Source organism: Mesorhizobium sp. M0208, from assembly GCF_040322015.1.
In the GTDB taxonomy this organism is placed as follows: Bacteria; Pseudomonadota; Alphaproteobacteria; order Rhizobiales; family Rhizobiaceae; genus Mesorhizobium.
The window spans coordinates 102092-122880 of record NZ_JAMYSP010000019.1; the positions used below are offsets into that span (position 1 = coordinate 102092).

The 20789-nt window shown below is 62.9% G+C and carries 17 protein-coding genes; 11 read left to right on the forward strand and 6 right to left on the reverse strand.

Going from position 1 to position 20789, the window contains the following annotated elements; all coding sequences use genetic code 11:
- The first annotated feature begins 266 nt into the window (after positions 1 to 266).
- The 9 genes from NKJ17_RS19795 to NKJ17_RS19835 all read left to right on the forward strand — a co-directional run bounded on the left by NKJ17_RS19795 (position 267) and on the right by NKJ17_RS19835 (position 11880).
- Positions 267 to 1250, forward strand: coding sequence for an ABC transporter permease (locus NKJ17_RS19795; RefSeq protein WP_502906560.1), 984 nt, complete (start codon positions 267 to 269; stop codon positions 1248 to 1250).
- Positions 1251 to 1398: 148 nt separating this feature from the next.
- Positions 1399 to 2337 (forward strand): sugar ABC transporter substrate-binding protein, encoded by a 939-nt coding sequence (locus tag NKJ17_RS19800; RefSeq protein ID WP_254820381.1) that lies wholly within the window; start codon positions 1399 to 1401, stop codon positions 2335 to 2337.
- 25 nt (positions 2338 to 2362) lie between these two features.
- Positions 2363 to 3871 carry a sugar ABC transporter ATP-binding protein gene (locus NKJ17_RS19805; RefSeq protein ID WP_352689767.1) on the forward strand — a complete coding sequence of 503 codons (1509 nt, stop codon included), beginning with the start codon at positions 2363 to 2365 and terminating at the stop codon, positions 3869 to 3871.
- Positions 3872 to 3997: 126 nt separating this feature from the next.
- Positions 3998 to 4762 (forward strand): SDR family oxidoreductase, encoded by a 765-nt coding sequence (locus NKJ17_RS19810; protein WP_352689768.1) that lies wholly within the window; start codon positions 3998 to 4000, stop codon positions 4760 to 4762.
- 8 nt (positions 4763 to 4770) lie between these two features.
- Positions 4771 to 5556 (forward strand): glucose 1-dehydrogenase, encoded by a 786-nt coding sequence (locus NKJ17_RS19815; RefSeq protein ID WP_352689769.1) that lies wholly within the window; start codon positions 4771 to 4773, stop codon positions 5554 to 5556.
- Positions 5557 to 5970: 414 nt separating this feature from the next.
- Complete coding sequence (locus tag NKJ17_RS19820) at positions 5971 to 6945, forward strand: ABC transporter substrate-binding protein (protein ID WP_352689770.1); 975 nt, start codon at positions 5971 to 5973, stop codon at positions 6943 to 6945.
- A gap of 74 nt (positions 6946 to 7019) precedes the next feature.
- Entirely contained in the window at positions 7020 to 8096 is a 1077-nt protein-coding gene (locus NKJ17_RS19825; protein WP_352689771.1) for a quaternary amine ABC transporter ATP-binding protein, read from the forward strand.
- Positions 8093 to 10075, forward strand: a complete 1983-nt coding sequence (locus NKJ17_RS19830) for an ABC transporter permease (RefSeq protein ID WP_352689772.1) — start codon at positions 8093 to 8095, stop codon at positions 10073 to 10075. Before NKJ17_RS19825 ends, NKJ17_RS19830 begins: the two co-directional genes overlap by 4 nt.
- A gap of 158 nt (positions 10076 to 10233) precedes the next feature.
- Entirely contained in the window at positions 10234 to 11880 is a 1647-nt protein-coding gene (locus NKJ17_RS19835) for a hypothetical protein (RefSeq protein WP_352689773.1), read from the forward strand.
- Between the two features lie 125 nt (positions 11881 to 12005).
- On the opposite strand, the gene NKJ17_RS19840 is transcribed toward NKJ17_RS19835, so the two are convergent.
- The 5 genes from NKJ17_RS19840 to NKJ17_RS19860 all read right to left on the reverse strand — a co-directional run bounded on the left by NKJ17_RS19840 (position 12006) and on the right by NKJ17_RS19860 (position 16794).
- Positions 12006 to 13187, reverse strand: coding sequence for a M20 aminoacylase family protein (locus tag NKJ17_RS19840; protein ID WP_352505291.1), 1182 nt, complete (start codon positions 13185 to 13187; stop codon positions 12006 to 12008).
- A gap of 42 nt (positions 13188 to 13229) precedes the next feature.
- Positions 13230 to 14003, reverse strand: coding sequence for an amino acid ABC transporter ATP-binding protein (locus tag NKJ17_RS19845; protein WP_352505292.1), 774 nt, complete (start codon positions 14001 to 14003; stop codon positions 13230 to 13232).
- The gene (locus NKJ17_RS19850; protein WP_352505293.1) at positions 13990 to 14910 is read right to left on the reverse strand and encodes an amino acid ABC transporter permease; all 921 of its coding nucleotides are present in this window, start codon (positions 14908 to 14910) and stop codon (positions 13990 to 13992) included. The genes NKJ17_RS19845 and NKJ17_RS19850 overlap by 14 nt, the downstream gene beginning before the upstream one ends.
- Positions 14911 to 14918: 8 nt before the next feature.
- The gene (locus NKJ17_RS19855) at positions 14919 to 15749 is read right to left on the reverse strand and encodes an ABC transporter substrate-binding protein (protein ID WP_502895567.1); all 831 of its coding nucleotides are present in this window, start codon (positions 15747 to 15749) and stop codon (positions 14919 to 14921) included.
- A gap of 70 nt (positions 15750 to 15819) precedes the next feature.
- Positions 15820 to 16794 carry a substrate-binding domain-containing protein gene (locus NKJ17_RS19860; protein WP_352689775.1) on the reverse strand — a complete coding sequence of 325 codons (975 nt, stop codon included), beginning with the start codon at positions 16792 to 16794 and terminating at the stop codon, positions 15820 to 15822.
- Positions 16795 to 16897: 103 nt separating this feature from the next.
- Here NKJ17_RS19860 and NKJ17_RS19865 point away from each other — a divergent pair, with 103 nt between their 5' ends.
- Positions 16898 to 18241 carry an aminotransferase-like domain-containing protein gene (locus NKJ17_RS19865; RefSeq protein WP_352689776.1) on the forward strand — a complete coding sequence of 448 codons (1344 nt, stop codon included), beginning with the start codon at positions 16898 to 16900 and terminating at the stop codon, positions 18239 to 18241.
- Between the two features lie 26 nt (positions 18242 to 18267).
- Here NKJ17_RS19865 and NKJ17_RS19870 read toward each other — a convergent pair whose 3' ends face one another.
- Positions 18268 to 19626 (reverse strand): trimethylamine monooxygenase, encoded by a 1359-nt coding sequence (locus tag NKJ17_RS19870; protein WP_352689777.1) that lies wholly within the window; start codon positions 19624 to 19626, stop codon positions 18268 to 18270.
- A 249-nt stretch (positions 19627 to 19875) separates the two neighbouring features.
- On the opposite strand from NKJ17_RS19870, the gene NKJ17_RS19875 reads away from it, so the two are divergent.
- The gene (locus NKJ17_RS19875; RefSeq protein WP_352689778.1) at positions 19876 to 20589 is read left to right on the forward strand and encodes a helix-turn-helix domain-containing protein; all 714 of its coding nucleotides are present in this window, start codon (positions 19876 to 19878) and stop codon (positions 20587 to 20589) included.
- Positions 20590 to 20789: the final 200 nt, after the last annotated feature.

Consider the following 20789-nt stretch of genomic DNA (forward strand, 5'->3'; position numbering starts at 1 on the left):
CAATCCGGCGACTTCGAAATGCCCAAGATTTCGGAGACCTTGCGTAAGCCAAACCGGCGGACAGCGCAAACCCGTCCTCGAATGAAGCGGCAGGCCTTGACAATTTTCCGACGAACAGTTTAGCTGAACAAAATTGCATGTTAAAGATAAATTGTTCACAGGGAGGGGCCTGGTGGACAAAGTGGCCCGGTGATGCAGCGCCGGATTGCTGTGGAGGAGACAGAGTGGCTGTGAGCAACGACACAAGCAATTTGAAGGCAGGCGAGTTGAAGGCAGGCGCTGGCGCACAGGCTACGGCGGGCGCAAGGTTTTCAGCTGTCTTTGCCGGAACCATGGGTCCGCTGATCGGGCTGGTTCTGCTGTGCCTGGCGCTCTCGCTGACCACCGACACGTTCCTGACCATCCGCAACATCCTCAACGTGCTCGACCAGATCACCGTGCTCGGCATCATGGCGATCGGCATGACGCTGGTCATCCTGATCGGCGGCATCGACCTGTCCGTCGGCTCGGTGCTAGCACTGGCTTCCATGGTGATGGGCTTCGTCGCCCATCCGGACTATCTCAATCTCGGCCTGCCCGCCGGCATCGCCGCGGCCCTCGTTGTCGCCGGTCTTTGCGGCCTGGTTTCGGGCCTGCTGGTCACGATCACCAAGCTGCCGCCCTTCATCGCCACGTTGGCGATGATGTCGGTGGCGCGCGGTCTCGCCAACATGATCACCGACGGCTCGCAGATCGTCGGCTTTCCCGACTGGTTCACCAGCCTGTCGATCATCCGGCATTTCGGCTTCCTCTCGGTCACCGTCGGGCTGATGATCGTGCTTGCCGTCATTTTCGCAATCTTCCTGAACTACCGCGCCACCGGCCGTAGCCTGTACGCAATCGGCGGCAGTGCCGAAGTCGCCCGGCTGTCCGGCATACCGGTCAAGTCGCTGACGAACTGGGTCTATGCGATCTGCGCCGTACTGGCCGGTCTCGCCGGCATCGTGCTTGCCGCGCGGCTCGATTCCGTCCAGCCGAGCTCCGGCCTCGGCTACGAACTCGACACCATCGCGGCGGTAGTGATCGGCGGCGCCAGCCTGTCGGGCGGCGTCGGCTCGATCGGCGGCACCGCCATCGGCGTCCTCATCATCGGCGTGCTGCGCAACGGGCTGAACCTGCTCGGTGTCTCGCCCTTCATCCAGCAAGTGGTTATCGGCGTGGTGATCGCGCTGGCGGTGGCCACCGACACCTGGCGGCGCCGAGCACAATGAAGAATGGGGCACAATGAAGAATTGGCTCAATGAGATTCACCCGGATATTCGGGCGAAAACGGATCGGTGATCCGAAACTGGGAGTTGTTCGGCCAAGGGGCGCCGCGATGCGCGGGCAGGACAGATTGAACATCAACGGAGGAATAACATGCTGACCAAACGTTCATTGCTGCTTGCCGCCGCGGCCGTCATCCCGCTGCTTGGCCTGTCCGATATGGCCTCGGCCAAGGAGGCCAAGAAGCTCGGCCTCGCCGTCGCCAATCTGCAGGCCGACTTCTTCAACCAGATCAAGCAATCCGTCGAAGCCTATGGCAAGGAAAAGGGCATCGAGGTCGTTACTGTCGATGCCAAGGGCGATTCGGCGACCCAGGTCAGCCAGGTGCAGGACCTGATCACGCAGAACATCGATGCGCTGATCTACATTCCGGCGGGCGCCACCGCCGCCACCGTGCCGACCAAGACGGCCAAGGCGGCCGGCATCCCAGTCATCAATGTCGATCGCAACGCCGACGGCGCACCCGGCGACACCTTCATCGCCACCAACAGCGTGGCATCTGCCAAGGCGGTTTGCGACTACATCGCCAAGCAGGCCGGCGGCAAGGGCGAGTTGATCATCATCCACGGCCAGAAGGGTACGACGCCCGAGGTCGATCGCTCGAAGGGCTGCGGCGAAGCGTTGAAGGGCTATCCCGACATCAAGGTGGTCGGCGAATTGTGGAGCGAAGGCTGGCACCAGGACGAAGGCTTCAAGCTGACGCAGGATCTGTTGCAGTCGCATCCGGATGTGTCGATCGTCATCGGCCAGGCCGACGCGCTGGCGCTCGGTGCGGCGCAGGCGGTAAAGGTCGCCAATCCCGGCCACAAGGTCTGGGTTGCCGGCTTCGACGGCGACGTGGCGGCGCTCAAGGCACTAAAGGACGGCGTCTTCGACGTGACGGCAACGCAGCAGACGCAAGGCATGGGCCGGCTTGCCGTCGACGCGGCAATCAAGCTGGTGGCCGGCGAGACCATTCCCGCCGAACAGCTGCAGGATGCGACTTTGACCACCAAGGACAATGTCGAGCAGTTCATCGCCAAGCATCCTTGATTAAGACCCGTCCGGCAGCGCAACGATGTCCACCGATCCTCGCCATACGCACAGCCCCCATAACGGACTCGTCGTCAGCGGCCTCTGCAAGAGCTACGGGCCGGTGCAGGTCCTGGCCGATGCGAGCTTCGAGGTGCGGCCAGGCGAGGTCGTGGCGCTGCTTGGCGAAAACGGCGCCGGCAAGTCGACCGTCTCGAACATCATCGCCGGGTCGACGAAACCCGATGCCGGCACCATAACCTGGCGGGGGAACCCTTATTCCCCCGCCAATCCTGCCGCGGCGATCGACGCCGGCATCGGCATGATCCACCAGGAGCTGAAGCTCTTGCCCGATCTGTCGGTCGCCGAAAACGTCTATGTGGGGCGCCTGCCGATGCGTGGCGGCCGCATCGACCGCGCGGCAATGAATGCACGGGCATCGGCCCAGTTGAAGCGCCTCGGCCTCGATGTCTCGCCCGAGCGCAAAGTGCGCACGCTGCGTATCGCCGCCCAGCAGCAGGTCGAAATCGCCAAGGCGCTGACGCTCAATGCCGAGCTGCTGATCTTCGACGAACCGACGGCCGCCCTTGGCGGCGAGGAAACGGAGCTCCTGTTCCAGCAAATCCGCAAGCTCAAGGCGGAAGGCATGTCCTTCATCTATATCAGCCACCGGCTGGACGAGATCGCCCAAATCGCCGATCGCGTGGTGGTGATGCGCGACGGGCGCATCGTCGCCCGGCACGAGCGCGCCGACATTCCGGTGCGCACCGTGGTCGAGCAGATGGTCGGCCGCAGCGTCGAGCGGATGTTCCCTACGGTATCGGCGCCGGGCAACGACACGCTGCTCGAGGTCGAGAACCTGTCCTCGCCGGAACGCAGCTTTCAAAATGTCAGCTTTTCAGTGCGGGCCGGCGAAATCCTCGGCATTGCCGGGCTGATCGGCGCCGGACGCACGGAGCTGGTGCGGACGATCGCCGGTGCCGATCCGATCTCATCGGGTTCGGTGAGCGTCGCCGGCAAGCCGGTGCATCTCAATGGCCCGGCGGCGGCGATCAAGGCCGGCGTCGTTCTCGTACCGGAAGACCGCAAGGCGCAAGGCGTGGTGCTCGACCAGACGATCGGCGAGAACCTGGCGATCGGCAATTTCGACCATGTCGCGCCGAATGGCTGGGTGTTCCCGAAGGCGGTGCAGAAATTCGCCGAGGCCGGCATTCGCCGGCTCGGCGTCAAGGGCCGGCCGAACCAGGCGGTCAGCAAGCTCTCCGGCGGCAACCAGCAGAAGGTGATCATTGCCAAATGGGTGTCGCGCCCGCCCAAGGTGTTCATCCTGGACGAGCCGACGCGCGGCATCGATGTCGGCGCTCGCGCCGCAATCTATGATGTCATCGCCGACCTTGCCCGTTCCGGCATGGCGGTGGTGGTGGTGAGTTCCGACCTCGAGGAAGTGCTCGGCCTGTCGCATCGCGTGCTGGTGCTGAGCCGCGGCCGGCAACGCGGCATTCTCGACCGCAGCGAAGCGAGCAATGTCGCCGTGATGGAACTCGCCACGAGCTAGGACGGCCCATCGAAACAAAGCGCAGCAGGTGGTATCCTCCCGGGCACCAGACCGCGCGGGGCGCCAGCAACAGAGTTGGCGCCCCTTTATTTCCGGAGGACGGCGGTTGGAACAGAGGGACCGACGATGAAACTATTCGAACTTCATGGTGACGTGGCACTTGTTACAGGCGCCGGCAGCGGCATCGGCCAAGCAATCGCCATCGGCTTGGCCGAGGCCGGCGCCGACATAGCCTGCTTCGGCCACGCCTCCACAGGCGGGCTGGAGGAGACCGCGCACCGGATCACGGCACTTGGCCGCAAGGCGCTGGTGCTGAACGGCACGGTGACGTCAGAGGCCGATCTCGCGGCCGCGATCGAGCGTACGGAGAAGGAACTCGGCGCGCTGACGGTCGCCGTCAACAATGCCGGCGTCGCCGGAGCTGAGCCGGCCGAGACGCTGTCGCTGGAGAAATGGCAGAAGCTCTACGACGTCAATGTCAGCGGCGTGTTCCTGTCCTGCCAGGCCGAGGCCCGCGCCATGCTGACGCGGCGCAAAGGCTCGATCATCAACATCGCCTCGATGTCTGGCTCGATCGTCAATCGCGGCCTGACCCAGGCGCATTACAATTCGTCGAAGGCCGCGGTCATCCACATGTCGAAGAGCCTGGCCATGGAATGGGCCGATCGCGGCCTGCGCGTCAATGTCGTCAGCCCCGGCTATACGTTGACGCCGATGAACAAGCGGCCGGAGGTCGCCGACCAGGTCAAAATCTTCGAGCGCGACACGCCGATGGGCCGCATGGCGGCGCCAGAAGAAATGGTCGGCCCGACCGTGTTCCTGGCCAGCCGCGCCTCGAGTTTCGTCACCGGCATCGACCTGATTGTCGATGGCGGCTTCGTCTGCTGGTAGGAGAAAAAATGCAGAAACGATTCCAGGGAAAAACGGCGGTCATCACCGGCGCCAGCGGCGGCATTGGGGCGGCAATGGCCAGGCGCTTCGCCGCGGAAGGTGCGGCGGTCGTCGTCAGCGCCATCGACGCGCGCGTCGATGAGGTTGCCGCCGACCTGAAGGCTGCGGGCGCCAAGGTCGCATCGCTGCGCATGGACGTGACCAGGAAGGACGAAGTCGCCGCCCTCTATGACCTGGCCGAGCAACAGTTCGGCCGCGTCGACATCTCCGTACAGAATGCCGGTGTCATCACCATCGCCCGGGTCGAGGCGATGACAGAGGCCGAATGGGACAAGGTGATGGCGGTCAACACCAAGGGCGTGTTCCTGTGCTGCCAGGAGGCGATCGCGCGCATCCGCAAGCACGGCGACGGCGGCCGGCTGATCAACACCGCATCCGGCCAGGCGCGGCAGGGCTTTATCTACACGCCGCATTATGCTGCCTCGAAATTCGGCGTCGTCGGCATCACCCAGAGCCTGGCCAAGGAAGTGGCAAAGGAGAAGATCACCGTCAACGCGATCTGCCCCGGCATCATCGACACCGACATGTGGGCCTATAACGATGCGGCGTGGGGCAAGCTGATGGGCGACTACAAGCCCGGCGAGCTGATGGCCGAATGGGTGAAGAACATCCCGATGGGCCGCGCCGGCAGCGGCGAGGATGTCTCCGGCCTGGTCAGCTTTCTCGCCAGCGACGATGCGGCCTACATCACCGGGCAGACCATCAATGTCGATGGCGGCCTGATCATGTCGTGAGGATACTCGGGCGCCAGTGCCCTGTCCGAATTGCATGACCGTGACGGCATTACGCGTTGCGAGACATGAATGTTGGTATATATAATTTCATCCCATGAAACGGCTCTGGCGAGATGGGTTCGCCAGGCCGACAGCTGAGATCATGGGACCTTGATGGCTCGCATCTTTCAGAGCGCCGCCAGACCGGCGATCGATCCGCGGACTGCCTTGGCAGCAATCCATCAGCAGCCATGACACGGTCCCCTCCGGCACATCTTCACAAAATTGGGCATCATCCGCTCTGCGCCGCTTCAGCGCCGGCAGCAATCTGGCGCCAACGCCCTTGCGCAACGACCAGCTTTTCCAACACAATCAAAAAAAGACGCAAGAAGGGAACGAACGATAACTTCACCAGAGCTTGACAGGAGAACAAGCATGTCACTTCGGAGCATGATTTCGAGTTTCTCAATGGGAGCCTTAATACTTGCCGCGGCGAGCGCGCTGACGTCTTCGGCCTATGCGGCAGCGCCGGAATCCAACGACCCGATCAAGATCGCGCTGTTCGACTGGACCAGCGTCAATCTGAACGCCAAGATCCTCGGCGGCATCCTCGAAAAGCTCGGCTACACCGTCGAGTACCCGACCGCCGACTATCTCTCCAGCCTGACCACCGGCCTGACCAATGGCGACATCGATGTCGGCCTGGAATTCTGGGACACGACGGCCGGCGAGGCGATGAAGGCCTCGGACGCGACGGGCCAGACCGAACGCCTCGGCAAGCTCGGACCCAAGGCCAAGGAAGAATGGTGGTTTCCCGAGTATATGAAAGAGAAATGCCCCGGCCTGCCTAACTGGGAGGCGCTGAAAGACCCGAAATGCGCCGAAGCGTTCTCGACCGCCGAAACCGCGCCGAAGGGGCGTTATCTCGGCGGACCCGTGACATGGGAAGGTTTTGACGACGAACGCGTCGAGGCGCTGAAACTGCCCTTCACCGTCATCCATGCCGGCACTGATGCGGCGATGTTCGCCGAACTGGACTCGGCCTATCAGCGCAAGGCGCCGATCATGCTGTGGATCTATTCGCCGCATTGGGCGCCGGCCAAATACAAGGGCGAATGGGTCGAATTCCCCGACTATACGCCGGAATGCTACAACGACCCGAAATGGGGCGTGAACCCCGATGCCAAATATGACTGCGGCAAGCCGCATGGCGAGATCTGGAAATATTCCTGGGCCGGCATGAAGGACAAATGGCCGGTCGCCTACAAGGTCGCGAAAAACTACACGGTCGATACCGACGAGCTCAACAAGATGAGCGGCGAGATCGATCTCGAAGGCAAGACGCCGGAAGACGTCGCCGCCGCCTGGATCGCCGCCCACGAAGCCGACTGGAAAGCCTGGGCCGAGTGACCGTCTGACTGGAAACGCGACGACCCGGCCACTCAGGGCCGGGTCTCGATCCCCTATTCCAGAAGGACGATTGAATGAGCGATACGATTGAACAGGCGTTGAAAGCGGGCAACGATGCACGCCCGATAAAACTTGCCTGTCGCAATGTCTGGAAGCTGTTTGGCGCGGACGCGGCCAATTTCATCCGCCGGCGCGACGGCAAGGCCAGCATGACGGACATCGCCGCCGCCGGACTGGTTGGGGCGGTGCGCGCCGTCGATCTCGAAATCCGCCAGGGCGAGATCTTCATCATCATGGGACTTTCCGGGTCAGGCAAGTCGACGCTGGTGCGCTGCATGTCGCGGCTGATCGAGCCGACCCACGGCAAGGTCGAGTTTGAAGGCAAGGACCTGCTCAAGATTTCCGATGCCGCGCTGATCGAGCTGCGACGCCACCGTATGGGTATGGTGTTCCAGAATTTTGCCTTGCTGCCGCATCTCAACGTACTGGAGAACATCGCCTTTCCCTTGGGCATCCAGGGGCAGGACCGGCCGACGCGCGAGAAGCGGGCCGGTGAAGTCATCGAGCTGGTTGGCTTGCGCGGCCGTGAGCATTTCTATCCGCGCGAGCTTTCCGGCGGACAACAGCAGCGTGTTGGCATCGCCCGCAGCCTCGCCACGAAGCCGGAAATCTGGTTCCTCGACGAACCGTTCTCGGCCCTCGATCCGCTGATCCGCCGTGAGATGCAGGACGAGCTGATGCGGCTGCAGACCATGCTGCACAAGACCATCGTCTTCATCACCCATGATTTCGACGAGGCCATCCGGCTAGCCGATCGTATCGCCATCATGAAGGACGGCGAGGTCATCCAGATCGGCACGCCGGAAGAGTTGGTGGTCAACCCGGCGACCGACTACGTCGCCGAATTCACCCGCGATGTCGATCGCGCCAAGGTGATATCGGCGCGCAGCCTGATGCGCGCCTGCGACGGCGCCGAGTACGGGGGCACGGTCGCGCCGGATGCCAAGATCGCCAGTTTCTCGGCTGATATCGTCTCTGCCGGCAAGCCCTTCGCGGTGGTCAACGGCACCGGCAAGCCGATCGGCTTAGTCACGCCGCAGGCGGTGATCGATCTTCTGGCCGGCATAGAACGTCGTGGGGCCGGCGCATGACGGTCACGGCAAGCGCCAGCGCAGCGAGGCCCCGGCCGGTTCAAACCTGGCTGGCGATCTGGGCCTGCGCGCTCGCCGCCGTGCTTGTCGTCTTCCTGCTGCAGGAAAGCCTGCCCTGGGCGGTCAATTACCCGGCCGGCGCGATCGTTCCTGTCGCAGACTGGGTCGGTGCGCTGATGAACTGGGTGAAGTCGAATTTCTCCTGGCTGACCCGTTCGATCACCGCGGTGCTCGGCGTGCCGCTCGATTTCGCGCTCGCTCTTCTGGCCAAAAATTTCAAGATCGGCCATGGCGCCGATATGGTCGTGTTGCCGCGCCTGTCCTGGGTCGGCGTCTGCGCTGCCGCCTACCTTGCCGGACGCGCCGCCGGCGGCTGGAAGCTGGGTGCGCTGGCCGGCGGCTGTTTTCTCTACATCGCGCTGTTCGGGCAGTGGACCAGCGCCATGCTGACGCTGGGCTTAATCTCGATCGCTGTGCCGTTTTGCATTGTCACCGGGCTGTTCGCCGGCATCTGGGCATGGCGCAAGCCCTGGGCGGAGAGGCTGTTGATCTCCCCTGCCCTCGATCTGATGCAGACGATCCCGACCTTCGCCTATCTCATCCCGATGCTGCTTCTGTTCGGCAACAGCCCGGTCTCGGCAATGATCGCGACGGCAATTTTCGCGACGCCGCCAATGGTGCGGGCGACGATGCTCGGCCTGTCGCGGGTGCCGTCGGAGATCGACGATTTCAGCGAGATGGCCGGCTGCACGGCACGGCAGAAGCTGTGGCGGGTGCTGTTGCCGTCGGCGCGGCCGACATTGATGGTCGGCGTCAACCAGGTCATCATGCTGGCGCTCAATATGGTGATCATCGCCTCGATGATCGGCGCCGGTGGGCTCGGCTATGACGTGCTTTTGGCGTTGCGCGCGCTCAAGGTCGGCGAGGCGATGGAAGCTGGCCTCGCCATCGTCGCACTGGCGATTGCACTCGACCGGCTGAGCCAGGGGATCGCGCACAATCACGCCAAGGGCAATGTCCGCCATCAGGCCGGCACCAGCTTCTGGCGGCGTTATCCCAACCTGACGCTGGCCGTCGCCATTCTCGCCGTCACCACGCTGCTCGGCCTGTTCGTGCCGGCCTTCGCCGCGGTGCCGAAGGCGATCACCTTCACCACCGCGCCTTTGTGGAAGGCGGCGGTGAACTGGATCACCATCAACTTCTTCGACACGATCGAAGCGTTCCGCGTGGCGCTTATCCTCAACGTGCTGAACCCGGTGCGCGCCTTCTGCGAGGGCTTTCCGTGGCTGGGCGCGGTTTGTCTCCTTGGCCTTGCCGGATACCAGCTCGGCGGCTTCCGCCTCGCCGCCCTGGTCGCGGCATTGACAGCGTTCTGCGCCGTCACCGGCCTTTGGGAAAAGACCATGGCGACGGTCTATTTGTGCGGCATCTCGGCCTTTATCGCTTGCCTCATCGGCATTCCGATCGGGCTGATGGCATCGCGCAGCGACCGCTTCGAAAAGACCGTCACGCCGGTCATCGACACGCTGCAGGTGCTGCCGTCGTTCTGCTTCATCATTCCGGTGGTGATGCTGTTCAGAGTCGGCGACGTCACCGCGATGATCGCCACCGTCGCCTTCGCCGTGGTGCCGGCGATCCGCTACACCAATCACGGCATCCGGCAGGTGCCGCCGGCGCTGATCGAGGCGGCGAAGGTGTCCGGCTGCACCAGGCGGCAGACCTTCTTTCGCGTGCAGCTGCCGCTGGCCCTTCCAGAGATCATGCTTGGCGTCAACCAGACGATCCTGATGGCACTGGCGATGATCATCATCTGCGCCATGGTCGGCACCCGCGATCTCGGCCAGGAGGTGTTCATCGCCCTGTCCAAGGCCGATTCCGGCCGCGGCATCGTCGCCGGCCTGGCCATTGCCTTCATCGGCATCGTCGCCGACCGGCTGTTCAACGCCTGGACGGCGAAGGCTCGCGCAAGGCTGGGATAGTCCGGAATAGGACGGCCTCAGGAAGCTGCCGCCAAGCGCGCCGTTAACGAGGCACCGATCCCTACGCCTAAAGATATAGCCATTCGGGATGATTGCTCGCTGTTACCTCACATCGTACGGCTGTCATCGGACGGGCAGGCTTAACAGGAGAGCGAACAATGGCTATACGCGTTCCCTTTACTCCCGGTGATCTAGTAGATCGTCAACGGGGCACCGATGACGTCCTCGCAGGCGATCTAAATACAAACACCTTAATCGGCGATGCTGGCGGCAGCCTGCTAGATTTCTCGAGGGGCGGCAACGACATCTTCACGGGATCGCCATCCTCCACCACCACTGCTTACGGAGATGCCGGCGAGGATAGCTCGGACCACAGCAAGGGCGGCGACGACAGTTTCACAGGCGCCTCGCTGGGCACCTACGTCTTCTACGGTGACGTCGGCGGCAACATGTTCGTTCATGCTCTGGGCGGAGACGACAGTTTTAGAGCCGAGGGCGACTCCTTCAACACTTTTTACGGCGATGCCGGCGGCGATATGTCGGACCACAGCAAGGGCGGCAACGATACGTTGAGCAGTGAAGTGGGTAGACGGGTAGACAACACGTTCTACGGTGACGCCGGCGGCAACATGTTCGGCTTTGCTCAAGGCGGCGACGACATTTTCGTGACCAGCACTCGACAAGGAGCCGATCACACCTTTTACGGTGACGCGGGCGGCGAGATGTCCGACCATGGCAAGGGCGGCAACGACACCTTCCAGGGCTCGATAGAAGCCAATAACATTTTCTACGGTGACGCGGGCAGCAACATGTCCGGCAATGCGCAAGGCGGCGACGACAATTTCACGAGCACGACCGACTCCTTCAACACTTTCTACGGCGATGCCGGCGGCGATATGTCGGCCTACAGCAAGGGTGGCAACGATACCTTCACGGGTGGCTTCTTTTCCACCAACACTTTCTTCGGCGACGCCGGCGGCAACATGTCTGACCATGCTCAGGGCGGCGACGACCACTATACGGACCTGGGTGGGGAGATCGGGAGCAAAACTCTTTATGGCGATGCGGGCGGTGATCTTTCCGGTTTCGCCGCGGGCGGCAACGACACTTTCACGAGCGCGGGTGGCTCGGAGATAACTTTCTACGGGGACGCGGGCGGCAGTATGTTCGACCACGCGCTGGGGGGCGACGACGTGGCCGTGCTGCAAGGCACTCATAATTTGGGGTATGGCGATGCGGTCACGATGCTCGGCAGCGCTGTGGGCGGCAATGATACCCTGACTGGCGGGGACAAAAGCGCCTTTCCTGATGTTCTAAACGAGTTATACGGCGACGCGCGCTCTATGTCCGGTTCCGCCCAGGGGGGCAACGACATTCTTACCGGGGGCCACAACAGCGAAAGCGGCCAGGTCCGTAACTTCCTGTGCGGCGACGCTGTGCAAATGTCCGGTTCGGCCAAGGGCGGAAACGATACCCTGTACGCCGGGAGCGCGGCACCCGGCTGCACGGTCATCAATGACATGTGGGGCGACGGGCAACTGAGCGAGTTCGCTCAGGGCGGCAGAGACCAATTCATATTCAAGGACGATGGTTCCATGACGGTCGGAACCCAAAACACCATCTACGATTTCAGCCAGACCCAAGGCGACACTATCGTGTTTAGTGGCGTGGAGGGCGTGCAATCGTTCGATGATCTCACTATTGCGCAAACTGGAACCGACACCATCATTACCGCGGGAGTCGATCAAGTTACTCTCGCAAACTTTACGAACACGCTGACAACAAGTGACTTTTTGTTCGTCTGAGAGAATGAACACCTACCCTTTTCGAAGGAGCTGGAATGCGGTGAGAGTTCGTGCACGATAGTCGCGCGGCCGGTCGCCCAATTATGCTAGACCGGCCGATCGACAATCCAAGCCGCAGGTATGGATCACACGGCCAGGAATCTCTCGGTCAGTCGAGCCCAGAGCGCTGCGCCGACGGTCAGATTGCCGTCGTTGAAATCGTATTTCGGGCTGTGCAGGATGGCTGAATCCTCGCCGTTTCCGAGGCGCAGGAAGCAACCGGGTTTGTGTTCGAGGAAATAAGAAAAATCTTCGCTGCCGGGGATCAACGGGCAGACAGACACCTTGTCCTGACCGACGAGCTCGACAGCGACGTCTGTCGCGAAGGACGTCTCGCCCTCGGAATTGATCACCACCGGGTAGCCGCGCTCGTAATCGATCTCGACCGTTGCGCCATGCGCCTGCGCCACAAGTGCTGCGATATTGCGAATACGCTGCTCGAGCGTGTCGCGAATCTCGGCCGAGAAAGAGCGGACGCTCAGCGTGATTTCGGCGTGTTCCGGGATGACGTTGGAGGCCGTGCCGCCGTGAATCGTGCCGACGGTAACGACAGCCGTCTCGATGGGGTTGACGTTGCGCGACACCACCGTCTGCAGGGTCATGACGGTGTTGGCGGCAGCGACGATCGGGTCGACCGTCAGGTGCGGACGCGAGGCGTGGCCGCCACGCCCGGTTATCTTGATCGTGACGGTATCGCTCGCCGCCATCAGCGGCCCGGCGCGCATCAGGAACGAACCCGTCGGCGCGCCCGGATGGTTATGCAGCCCGAATATCGCATCGCAGGGAAAGCGCTCGAACAGGCCGTCGGCGATCATCGCCTGCGCCCCGCTTCCCTTGCCGGCTTCCTCGGCCGGCTGGAAGATGAGGTTCACGGTGCCGTTAAAATGCCGCGTGCGCGCCAGGTATTCGGCGGCGCCGAGCAGCATCGTGGTGTGGCCGTCATGGCCGCAGGCGTGCATCTTGCCGCTGGCCTGGCTGGCATAAGGGAGATTGGTCGCTTCGGTAATCGGCAAGGCGTCCATGTCGGCGCGGATGGCGATGCTGCGGCCGCTGCCCTGGCGCAAGCGGCCGACGACGCCGAGCCCGCCGACATTGCGCGTCACCTCGTAGCCCCAGCCTTCGAGCCGTTCGGCAACGTATGCAGCCGTTTCGTGCTCCTGGAATGAAAGCTCGGGATGCGCGTGCAGGTGCTGGCGAACCGCCGCAAGCTCGGCGGCCTTGTCGGCGAAGTCGGAAATGTCGGCGAACTGGTTGGAGGTCTTTGGCATCGAAGGTCCTTTGCCGAGCACGTAATCGTGCCGGCTTTGCTGTCAGATGAAACGGCTTAAAAAGGCCCGCGTGCGCGGGTGCCTGGGGTTAGCCAGAACCTCGTCCGGAGGCCCGGCCTCGATCACATTGCCGTCGTCCATGAACACCACCCGATCCGCGGCTTCGCGCGCGAAGCCGATCTCATGCGTGACCACGATCATGGTCAAGCCCTGCCTGGCGAGATCGCGCATGGTGGCGAGGACCTCGCCGACCAGTTCCGGATCGAGCGCCGACGTCGGCTCGTCGAAGAGCATCAATTTCGGGCGGATGGCGAGCGCGCGGGCGATGGCGACGCGCTGCTGCTGGCCGCCTGAAAGCTGGCGCGGATAGGCGTCGATCTTGTCGGCGAGACCGACACGGGTCAGCAGTTCGCGGGCGTAGCCGATCGCCTCCTTGCGGTTCTCCCGGTGGACGCCGACCGGAGCCTCGATGACGTTCTGCAGGGTCGTCATGTGTGGATAGAGATTGAACTGCTGGAACACCATGCCGATCTTGCGCCGCTGCGCGGCGATCGCCCGGTCGGAGAGTTTGTCGAGCCGGCCGTTGTGCAGCCGGTAGCCGATCTGCTCGCCGTCCACCTCAATCGACCCTTGATCGATCGCCTCCAGATGATTGATGCATCGCAGGAAGGTCGATTTGCCGGAGCCGGACGGTCCGAGAATGACCACCACCTCGCCAGGCGCGACGTCCAGGTCGATGCCCTTCAGCACCTCGAGCGGGCCGAACGCCTTGTGAACGTTGCGCGCCCTGACCAGGGGCGTGTCATGCGCGCTCATTGGCGGCCTCCAGTGTGGCGGTCGCCGTCTTCTCACGCGCGCCGCGGTCGCCGCGGCTGTAGTGGCGTTCGATCGCGCCTTGCGCGACATTGAGGACCGAGGTGATCAGTAGGTACCACAGCACTGCAACCATCAGCAGCGGAATGATTTCGAAGGTGCGGTTGTAGATCGACTGCACCGAGTAGAGCAGGTCGGCCATGGCGATGACGCTGACAAGCGACGTCGCCTTGATCATGCTGATTAGCTGATTGCCGGTCGGCGGCACGATCGACCGCATGGCTTGCGGGATGATGATTCGCCGCAAGGCCCGCGCGCGCGTCATGCCGAAGGCTTCAGCCGTTTCGGCCTGTCCCTTGTCCACCGACAGCAGCCCGCCACGAATGATCTCGGCCATGTAGGCGGCCTCGTTCAGCGCCAGACCAAGAACGGCGGCCGTCAAAGGCGTGATCAGGTCGTTGGTATTCCAGCTGGCGAAGCCGAGGGAAATGCGCGGAAACAGCGTCGAAAGGTTGTACCACAGGATCAATTGCACCAGCAGCGGCGTTCCGCGGAAGAACCAGATGAACAGGCCGGAGAGAAAGGATGCCAGCCTGTCGTTCGACATGCGCGCGATGGCGAGCAGCAGGCCGAGCACGATGCCCAGGATCATCGCCACGACCGTCAGGCCGAGCGTTACGGAAAGCCCCTGCATGACCGTCGGATCGAAGAAATACTGGGCGACCACGGGCCAGCCGAAATTCGGGTTGACCGCGACGATATAGGCGAAGCCGGCGGCGACGGCGACGGTGAATGCCCAGAGCGCCAGCCGGACGAGCGGGAATGGCCGGTGGGCTCGTTTGACGTCGCGCAGCGCGTCGTCGGGACGTCGCGGCAGCCCGGCCGCGTAGGCAGCGGTCGCGTCGGTCATGGCAGCCTCTACTGGCCCTGGTTGATGCCGGGCGCGTCGATCATGTTCTTCTCGAGGCCCCACTTCTTCATCACCGCGGCGTAGGTGCCGTTCTTCATCAGGATCTTGAAGGCGTCGAGCAGCACGCCGCCCAGCGGCGAACCCTTCTTGACGACGGCGCCTTGGTAGATGTCCTTGAAGCCGTTGGCCTGGCCGACCCCGGCGAGTTCCAGCTGGCCCTTCGCCTGCTCGACGAAATAGGTCAGCGGCGCCTGCGAGGAGAAGAATGCGTCGGAGCGTTTCGACCGGACGGCCAGTATCGAGCTCGGCTGGTCGGTGAAGGATTGCACCTCGACGGCCGGCTTGCCCCCCTCGGTGCATTTCTGCGCCTGCTGCTTGATGACCTTTTCGGCCGAGCCACCCGACATGACGGCGATGCGCTTGCCGCACGCGGTGTCGAGCGAGGTGATGCCTTGCGGGTTGCCCTTCTCGACGGCGAAGACGACGTATTCGCGCACCCAATCGATGAAGTCGTTGGATTTCTGCCGGTCGGGATAGTCGCCGACAGGCCCCATCGCGAACTGATAACGGCCGGCATTGATGCCGCTCAGCAAAGCCGGCAGGCCGGCGACCGAGGCATGATCGACCTCGACGCCGAGCAACTGGCCGATGGCGTCCGAAATGTCCTTGGTCGCCCCGGACAGTTCCGTGCCGGTGACGATCTCATAGGGCGGGAACGAGCCGTTGTTGACAGCCGTGATCTTTCCCGCCGTGCGGATCTCTTCCGGCAGCCGGGCGCGCAAGTCTTCGTTCACCGATTGCTTTTGGACGTCCTGGGCAAAGCTGGCCTGCGCCAGCATGGTGACGAGCGAGGCGAATATGAAGCTGATTGTCCTCATGGCATTCTCCTTCGTGTTCTTCGTTGCGTTGTCAGGCTGCGGTGGCCCGCGACCTGGCCTCGAAAGGAAACAAGGCTTCGGCGGAAATCGGTTCCGCCAGAATGCCCTGGGCATGGAGCTCGGTGACGAAATCCTCGATCATGCGCCGGTTGGCCGGCAGGCCGCTGGCGTTCCAGGAGGCAGGCAGGTCGCGCCCCGCATGAAGCAGCTCCTCGAGGATCCAGGGCGAGGTGTCGGCATATTTTCGGCGCTTTGCCGTCCAGACGCGCTGGCTTTCGTCGATCAGCCTGGCGAGTTCCTGCGGCAGCCAGGGATGTTCCCTGGCCATTGCAGCCTTGACGGCGACCAGATGCATGCCCGGCACATAACCGACGTCGGCGAAATAGGCGCGTTCGGCCGCGCGAAAATCGCGCAGCACTTGCCGGAAGCCGGAAGCCCGGCCGAAAAAGCCGTCCGGCATGAAGGGCGTGAAAACGGCGTCGAGCTCGCCTTGCGCCAGCAGCTCCATCATCGGGCGTTCGCCCGGTGCTGCTTCGATGCGCCCCGGCCTGCCGAATCCGTCGAGGCGGTCGGCGATCGGGTGCTCGGATGTCAACCGGCCGGCAAACCAATACGCATCCTCGATGCCGACGCCCTCCCGGCGAAGCGCCCCGCGCGTCCACGTGTTGCCGGAATCGCGCCAGCCGGTGACGCCGATACGTTTGCCGGCAAGGTCGGAAAGCTGCTCCAGCGGACTGTCCTCGACCGTGATGATACAGCGATGGCGAAAGCCGCGCATAATGAAACACGGTAGTCCAACCACCGTATCGACGCCCAAAGCCATGGCCGACACATAACGGCTGAACGAGACCTCCGCCGCATCGTAGTTCGGATCGGTGCCGAGATCCGCGATCAGCGTGGCGACGCGGTCAACCTTCACCGACAGGCGGTTGCAGGCGACGTCACCCAGGACCAAGGGAGTGAGATAGTCCCAATCGCGGGTGGCTATAGTGATCGAAACGGCCATCGGCATGAACTTCAAAGCTATGTTTGACCGGCGATAGGTAAATGTTTATTTTCTGCCGATCAAATGTTATTATGTTATTGAACATTAGCTTCAACGGTCGCCGATGCCGATGGATTTCGATGCAGGATGGTTCGCCGAGCGCCTTGGCGACCGCACGACGCGCGGCATCGCCCGCGAGACCAGTGCGCTGATCAGAAACGGCGCGCTGCCTGTCGGCGCAAAACTTCCGCCGGTGCGCGATCTGGCCTATGTGCTTGGCGTCAGCCCAGCGACGGTTTCGCAGGCGTGGAGCGAGTTGCGGCGCTACAAGATCATCGGCGGCCGCGGACGCAACGGCACCTGGATCATGGGCAACCGCTTTGCCGCCCGGCCCGAGCGCCACATGAGCGGCGGCAATTACGGACAGGATGTTCTGAACCTGGCGATCGCGGAGCCCGATGTGAGGCTCTTGCCGCCACTCGACATCGCGCTGGCGCACGGTGCGCGCGCCGAAAAGCTCAACAGCTACGAGCGGGTGCGCATCCTGCCCGAGCTGGAGGCCGCAGTGCGCCCGTCATGGCCGTACGATCCCGGCGCGTTCCTGGCCACCAATGGCGGTTACAACGCGATCTACACCTTGCTGCATGCGCTGGTCCCGCCGGGAGCGCCGGTCGCTATCGAGAACCCGACGGCGCTTCGCCTGCTCGACATCCTCGAAGATCTCGACGTACCGATCATTCCGGTGGATTGCGACGGTGAGGGCCCCTTGCCCGACGCGCTCGCCAGCGCACTGCGGCAGCGGCCGGTCGCGTTCCTGTTCCAGCCGCGCGTCCATTCGGTGACCGGCGCCTGCATGTCGCCGGAGCGGCTGGAAGTCATCGGCGACCTGCTCGCCGGTACCGATGTGTTGATTGTCGAAGATGACGGCGTTGGCGACATTGCCTCGGCGCCGCGCATTTCGCTGGGTCGGCGCTTTCCCGATCGCGTCGTCCACATCCTGTCCTATTCCAAGACCCATGGCCCTGACCTGCGGCTCGCCGTCCTGTCCGGATCGGCGACGATCGTCGAGCAGATCCAATCCTACCGCAGCTTCAGCTCGGGATGGACCAGCCGCATCCTGCAGGCGGCCACTGCCTGGCTGCTGCAAGACCCGGCCACGGCCGCCCTGGTGGAGCGGGCGAAGCAGGTCTACCGCCGCCGCCGCGAACGGCTCGCCTGCGAACTGGCCAAACGCAATGTCCTGATCGACGCCGGACACGGTCTCAGCGTCCTCATTCCGGTTGCTTCGGAACCTTACGCGATGGTCACGCTGGCCGCCCACGGCATCGCGGTCCATGCTGGAGCGAAGTTTTCGACCGGAAAAACGAACGCCGTCCGCGTCGCGACCAGCATTCTGGACGAGGAGCACCTCGAGCACGTCGCAAATTCCCTGGCGCTTGCAGCCGACCCGGCGCGGGAAGTTGTCTGAGGAAAGGCAATCGTCGTTCGGGCTGCCTACTCCGCCGCCACGCCCTTCACCTCGAGATAGCTCTCCATCGAATCGTCCATCGCCTGCAGCCAGGGCGTATGGTGCAAAGGCGCCATCGTGCCGGTCATCAGCGAGCGGTAGGCATGGTCGCGGAAGCCCATAATGTCTTCCGCCTTGTGGTGCTCCCACTCCATGAAGGTCCGATTGACGGCCTCGACGTCGAAGCCCGGATAGTCGGTCTGCTCCATCAGCTCTCGGGTGTAGTCGCCCTGGAACCAGATCATCTGCTCGGCGTCTTCCAGCGTCTCCTCGCGTGCCCGCCATTTCCGGCCGTGCTCCGCCATCGCTTCGGCCGACGGCAGCTTGATGCGACCCATGATGACGTCGCGGGCGAACCAGGCCTGCGCGTCGAACATGTTGAAGGTGTAGAACTGGTCCTGCATGCCGATATAGAAAAGCTTCGGGTTCTTCTCCCAGACGACGCCCTCGTAGAGCCCGTCCGGCCACATGCGGTTGGCGGTCTTCAGCTTCAAATCCTCGGTGAGGAACGGGAAGGAATGGAGATAGCCGGTGCACAGGATGATGGCGTCGACGTCTTTGGTGCTGCCATCCTTGAAATGCGCGGTCTTGCCGACGACCTTCTGCAGCAGCGGCACTTCCTTCCAGTTCTCCGGCCATTTGAAGCCCATCGGCTTCGAGCGGTAGCTCGAGGTTATCGATTTGGCGCCGTATTTGTAGCATTGCGAGCCGATGTCCTCGGCCGAATAGGAGCGGCCGATGATCAAGATATCCTTGCCCTTGAATTCCATCGCGTCGCGGAAATCGTGGCTGTGCAGGATGCGACCATTGGAAGTCGAGAAGCCCTCGAAATAGGGAACGTTGGGCACGGAAAAATGCCCCGAGGCGACGACGACATTGTCGAACTCTTCCGAATAGGTGACGTCGTTGGTGCGGTCATGCGCGGTGACGGTGAATTTTTTCGTCGTGTCGGAGAAGGTGACCATCCGCACCGGGCTGTTGAAGCGCACCCATTGGCGCACGCCGGATTTTTCGACGCGGCCCTTGATGTAGTCCCACAGCACGGCACGCGGCGGGTAGGAGCCGATCGGCCGGCCGAAATGCTCCTCGAACGTGTAGTCGGCGAATTCGAGGCATTCCTTCGGGCCGTTCGACCAGAGGTAACGGTACATCGAGCCATGCACCGGGTCGCCGTGCTCGTCGAGGCCGGTGCGCCAGGTGTAATTCCACAGGCCGCCCCAGTCGGACTGCTTTTCGAAGCAGACGATCTCGGGAATATCGGCGCCCTTGTCGGCGGCCGACTTGAAGGCCCGGAGTTGGGCCATGCCGGACGGCCCGGCTCCGATGACGGCAACACGATGTTTCATGCGGGCCTCCAGATCTCATTTCTCTAACGAAACAAATTTCACTGACAGGACAGTAATTGCCCCTTCGATGCTGTCAACAGGGCTTGTCGCGAAACCGCGCTTCGCCGAGCTGGATTTCTAAACCACGTGGATGCTCGGGCGAAATCCGGTCATTGCGCAATTCGGCTTGCCGTGAGAGTTGCGCTTCTGTATCGGCACCGAATATGTTCACCGTGAGTGAAATGAATCGGCAAGGTCCGGGGTGGCGAAATGGCGAAAAGAGCGTCCAATCTGAAGCAAGATGCCGGCGCCGCGGCGGGCAAAGCCAAACCCGCCGTGATCGAGCCGCGCAAGATACGCGTGCCGCTCACCCAGAATCCGCACGCCATTCGCGACACCCGCGAAAAAGTGCTTGAGGTCGCGATCGGCCGCGAGGTGCGGGCATTCCGCAAAAAGCTCGGCATCACCGTCGCCGATCTGGCTGCCGCCACCGACATTTCGCTCGGCATGCTGTCGAAGATCGAGAACGGCATCACCTCGCCATCGCTGACCACGTTGCAGGCGCTGTCGCGGGCGCTCGGCGTTCCCGTCACCGCCTTCTTCCGCCGTTTCGAGGAGGAGCGCAGTGCCGTCTTCGTCAAGGCCGGCGAAGGCCTCGACGTCGAACGCCGCGGCACGCGCGCCGGCCACCAGTACAATCTGCTCGGCCATATCGGCTCCAACACCAGCGGCGTCGTCGTCGAACCCTATCTGATCACGCTGACCGAGGATTCCGACGTGTTCCCGACCTTCCAGCACGAAGGCATGGAATTCCTCTATATGCTCGAGGGCGAGGTGGTTTACCGGCACGGCAGCAATCTCTACCCGATGAAGCCCGGCGACAGCCTGTTCTTCGACGCCGATGCGCCGCACGGACCGGAAGTGCTGAGCGTTCTGCCGATGCGCTATCTGTCGATCATCTGCTACCCGCAGAGCGCGGGTTAGCGGAGCTCGATCTCCCCCTTGGTCGCCTCGTGAAGGAGATCGGCGGCTTCGCGACGGCTACTCTTTTGCAACGTTGGTGATCAGCGAAAGCTGAGGTGACATCCAATCTCCCCTCTGTTTGGACCGGGGACATCGCGAACAGCTGTGCGAGGACATCGCGAACAGTTTGCCATCCTATCGTTGGCTTGCATTGAGGTCGA

What these genes read in the sequence shown, in the direction of transcription:
- NKJ17_RS19800 (WP_254820381.1), top strand. Translation starts at nt 1,399, where the DNA reads ATGCTGACCAAACGTTCATTGCTGCTTGCCGCCGCGGCCGTCATCCCG.
- NKJ17_RS19805 (WP_352689767.1), top strand. Translation starts at nt 2,363, where the DNA reads ATGTCCACCGATCCTCGCCATACGCACAGCCCCCATAACGGACTCGTC.
- NKJ17_RS19810 (WP_352689768.1), top strand. Translation starts at nt 3,998, where the DNA reads ATGAAACTATTCGAACTTCATGGTGACGTGGCACTTGTTACAGGCGCC.
- NKJ17_RS19815 (WP_352689769.1), top strand. Translation starts at nt 4,771, where the DNA reads ATGCAGAAACGATTCCAGGGAAAAACGGCGGTCATCACCGGCGCCAGC.
- NKJ17_RS19820 (WP_352689770.1), top strand. Translation starts at nt 5,971, where the DNA reads ATGTCACTTCGGAGCATGATTTCGAGTTTCTCAATGGGAGCCTTAATA.
- NKJ17_RS19825 (WP_352689771.1), top strand. Translation starts at nt 7,020, where the DNA reads ATGAGCGATACGATTGAACAGGCGTTGAAAGCGGGCAACGATGCACGC.
- NKJ17_RS19830 (WP_352689772.1), top strand. Translation starts at nt 8,093, where the DNA reads ATGACGGTCACGGCAAGCGCCAGCGCAGCGAGGCCCCGGCCGGTTCAA.
- NKJ17_RS19835 (WP_352689773.1), top strand. Translation starts at nt 10,234, where the DNA reads ATGGCTATACGCGTTCCCTTTACTCCCGGTGATCTAGTAGATCGTCAA.
- NKJ17_RS19840 (WP_352505291.1), bottom strand. Translation starts at nt 13,187, where the DNA reads ATGCCAAAGACCTCCAACCAGTTCGCCGACATTTCCGACTTCGCCGAC.
- NKJ17_RS19845 (WP_352505292.1), bottom strand. Translation starts at nt 14,003, where the DNA reads ATGAGCGCGCATGACACGCCCCTGGTCAGGGCGCGCAACGTTCACAAG.
- NKJ17_RS19850 (WP_352505293.1), bottom strand. Translation starts at nt 14,910, where the DNA reads ATGACCGACGCGACCGCTGCCTACGCGGCCGGGCTGCCGCGACGTCCC.
- NKJ17_RS19855 (WP_502895567.1), bottom strand. Translation starts at nt 15,749, where the DNA reads ATGCTGGCGCAGGCCAGCTTTGCCCAGGACGTCCAAAAGCAATCGGTG.
- NKJ17_RS19860 (WP_352689775.1), bottom strand. Translation starts at nt 16,794, where the DNA reads ATGGCCGTTTCGATCACTATAGCCACCCGCGATTGGGACTATCTCACT.
- NKJ17_RS19865 (WP_352689776.1), top strand. Translation starts at nt 16,898, where the DNA reads ATGCCGATGGATTTCGATGCAGGATGGTTCGCCGAGCGCCTTGGCGAC.
- NKJ17_RS19870 (WP_352689777.1), bottom strand. Translation starts at nt 19,626, where the DNA reads ATGAAACATCGTGTTGCCGTCATCGGAGCCGGGCCGTCCGGCATGGCC.
- NKJ17_RS19875 (WP_352689778.1), top strand. Translation starts at nt 19,876, where the DNA reads ATGGCGAAAAGAGCGTCCAATCTGAAGCAAGATGCCGGCGCCGCGGCG.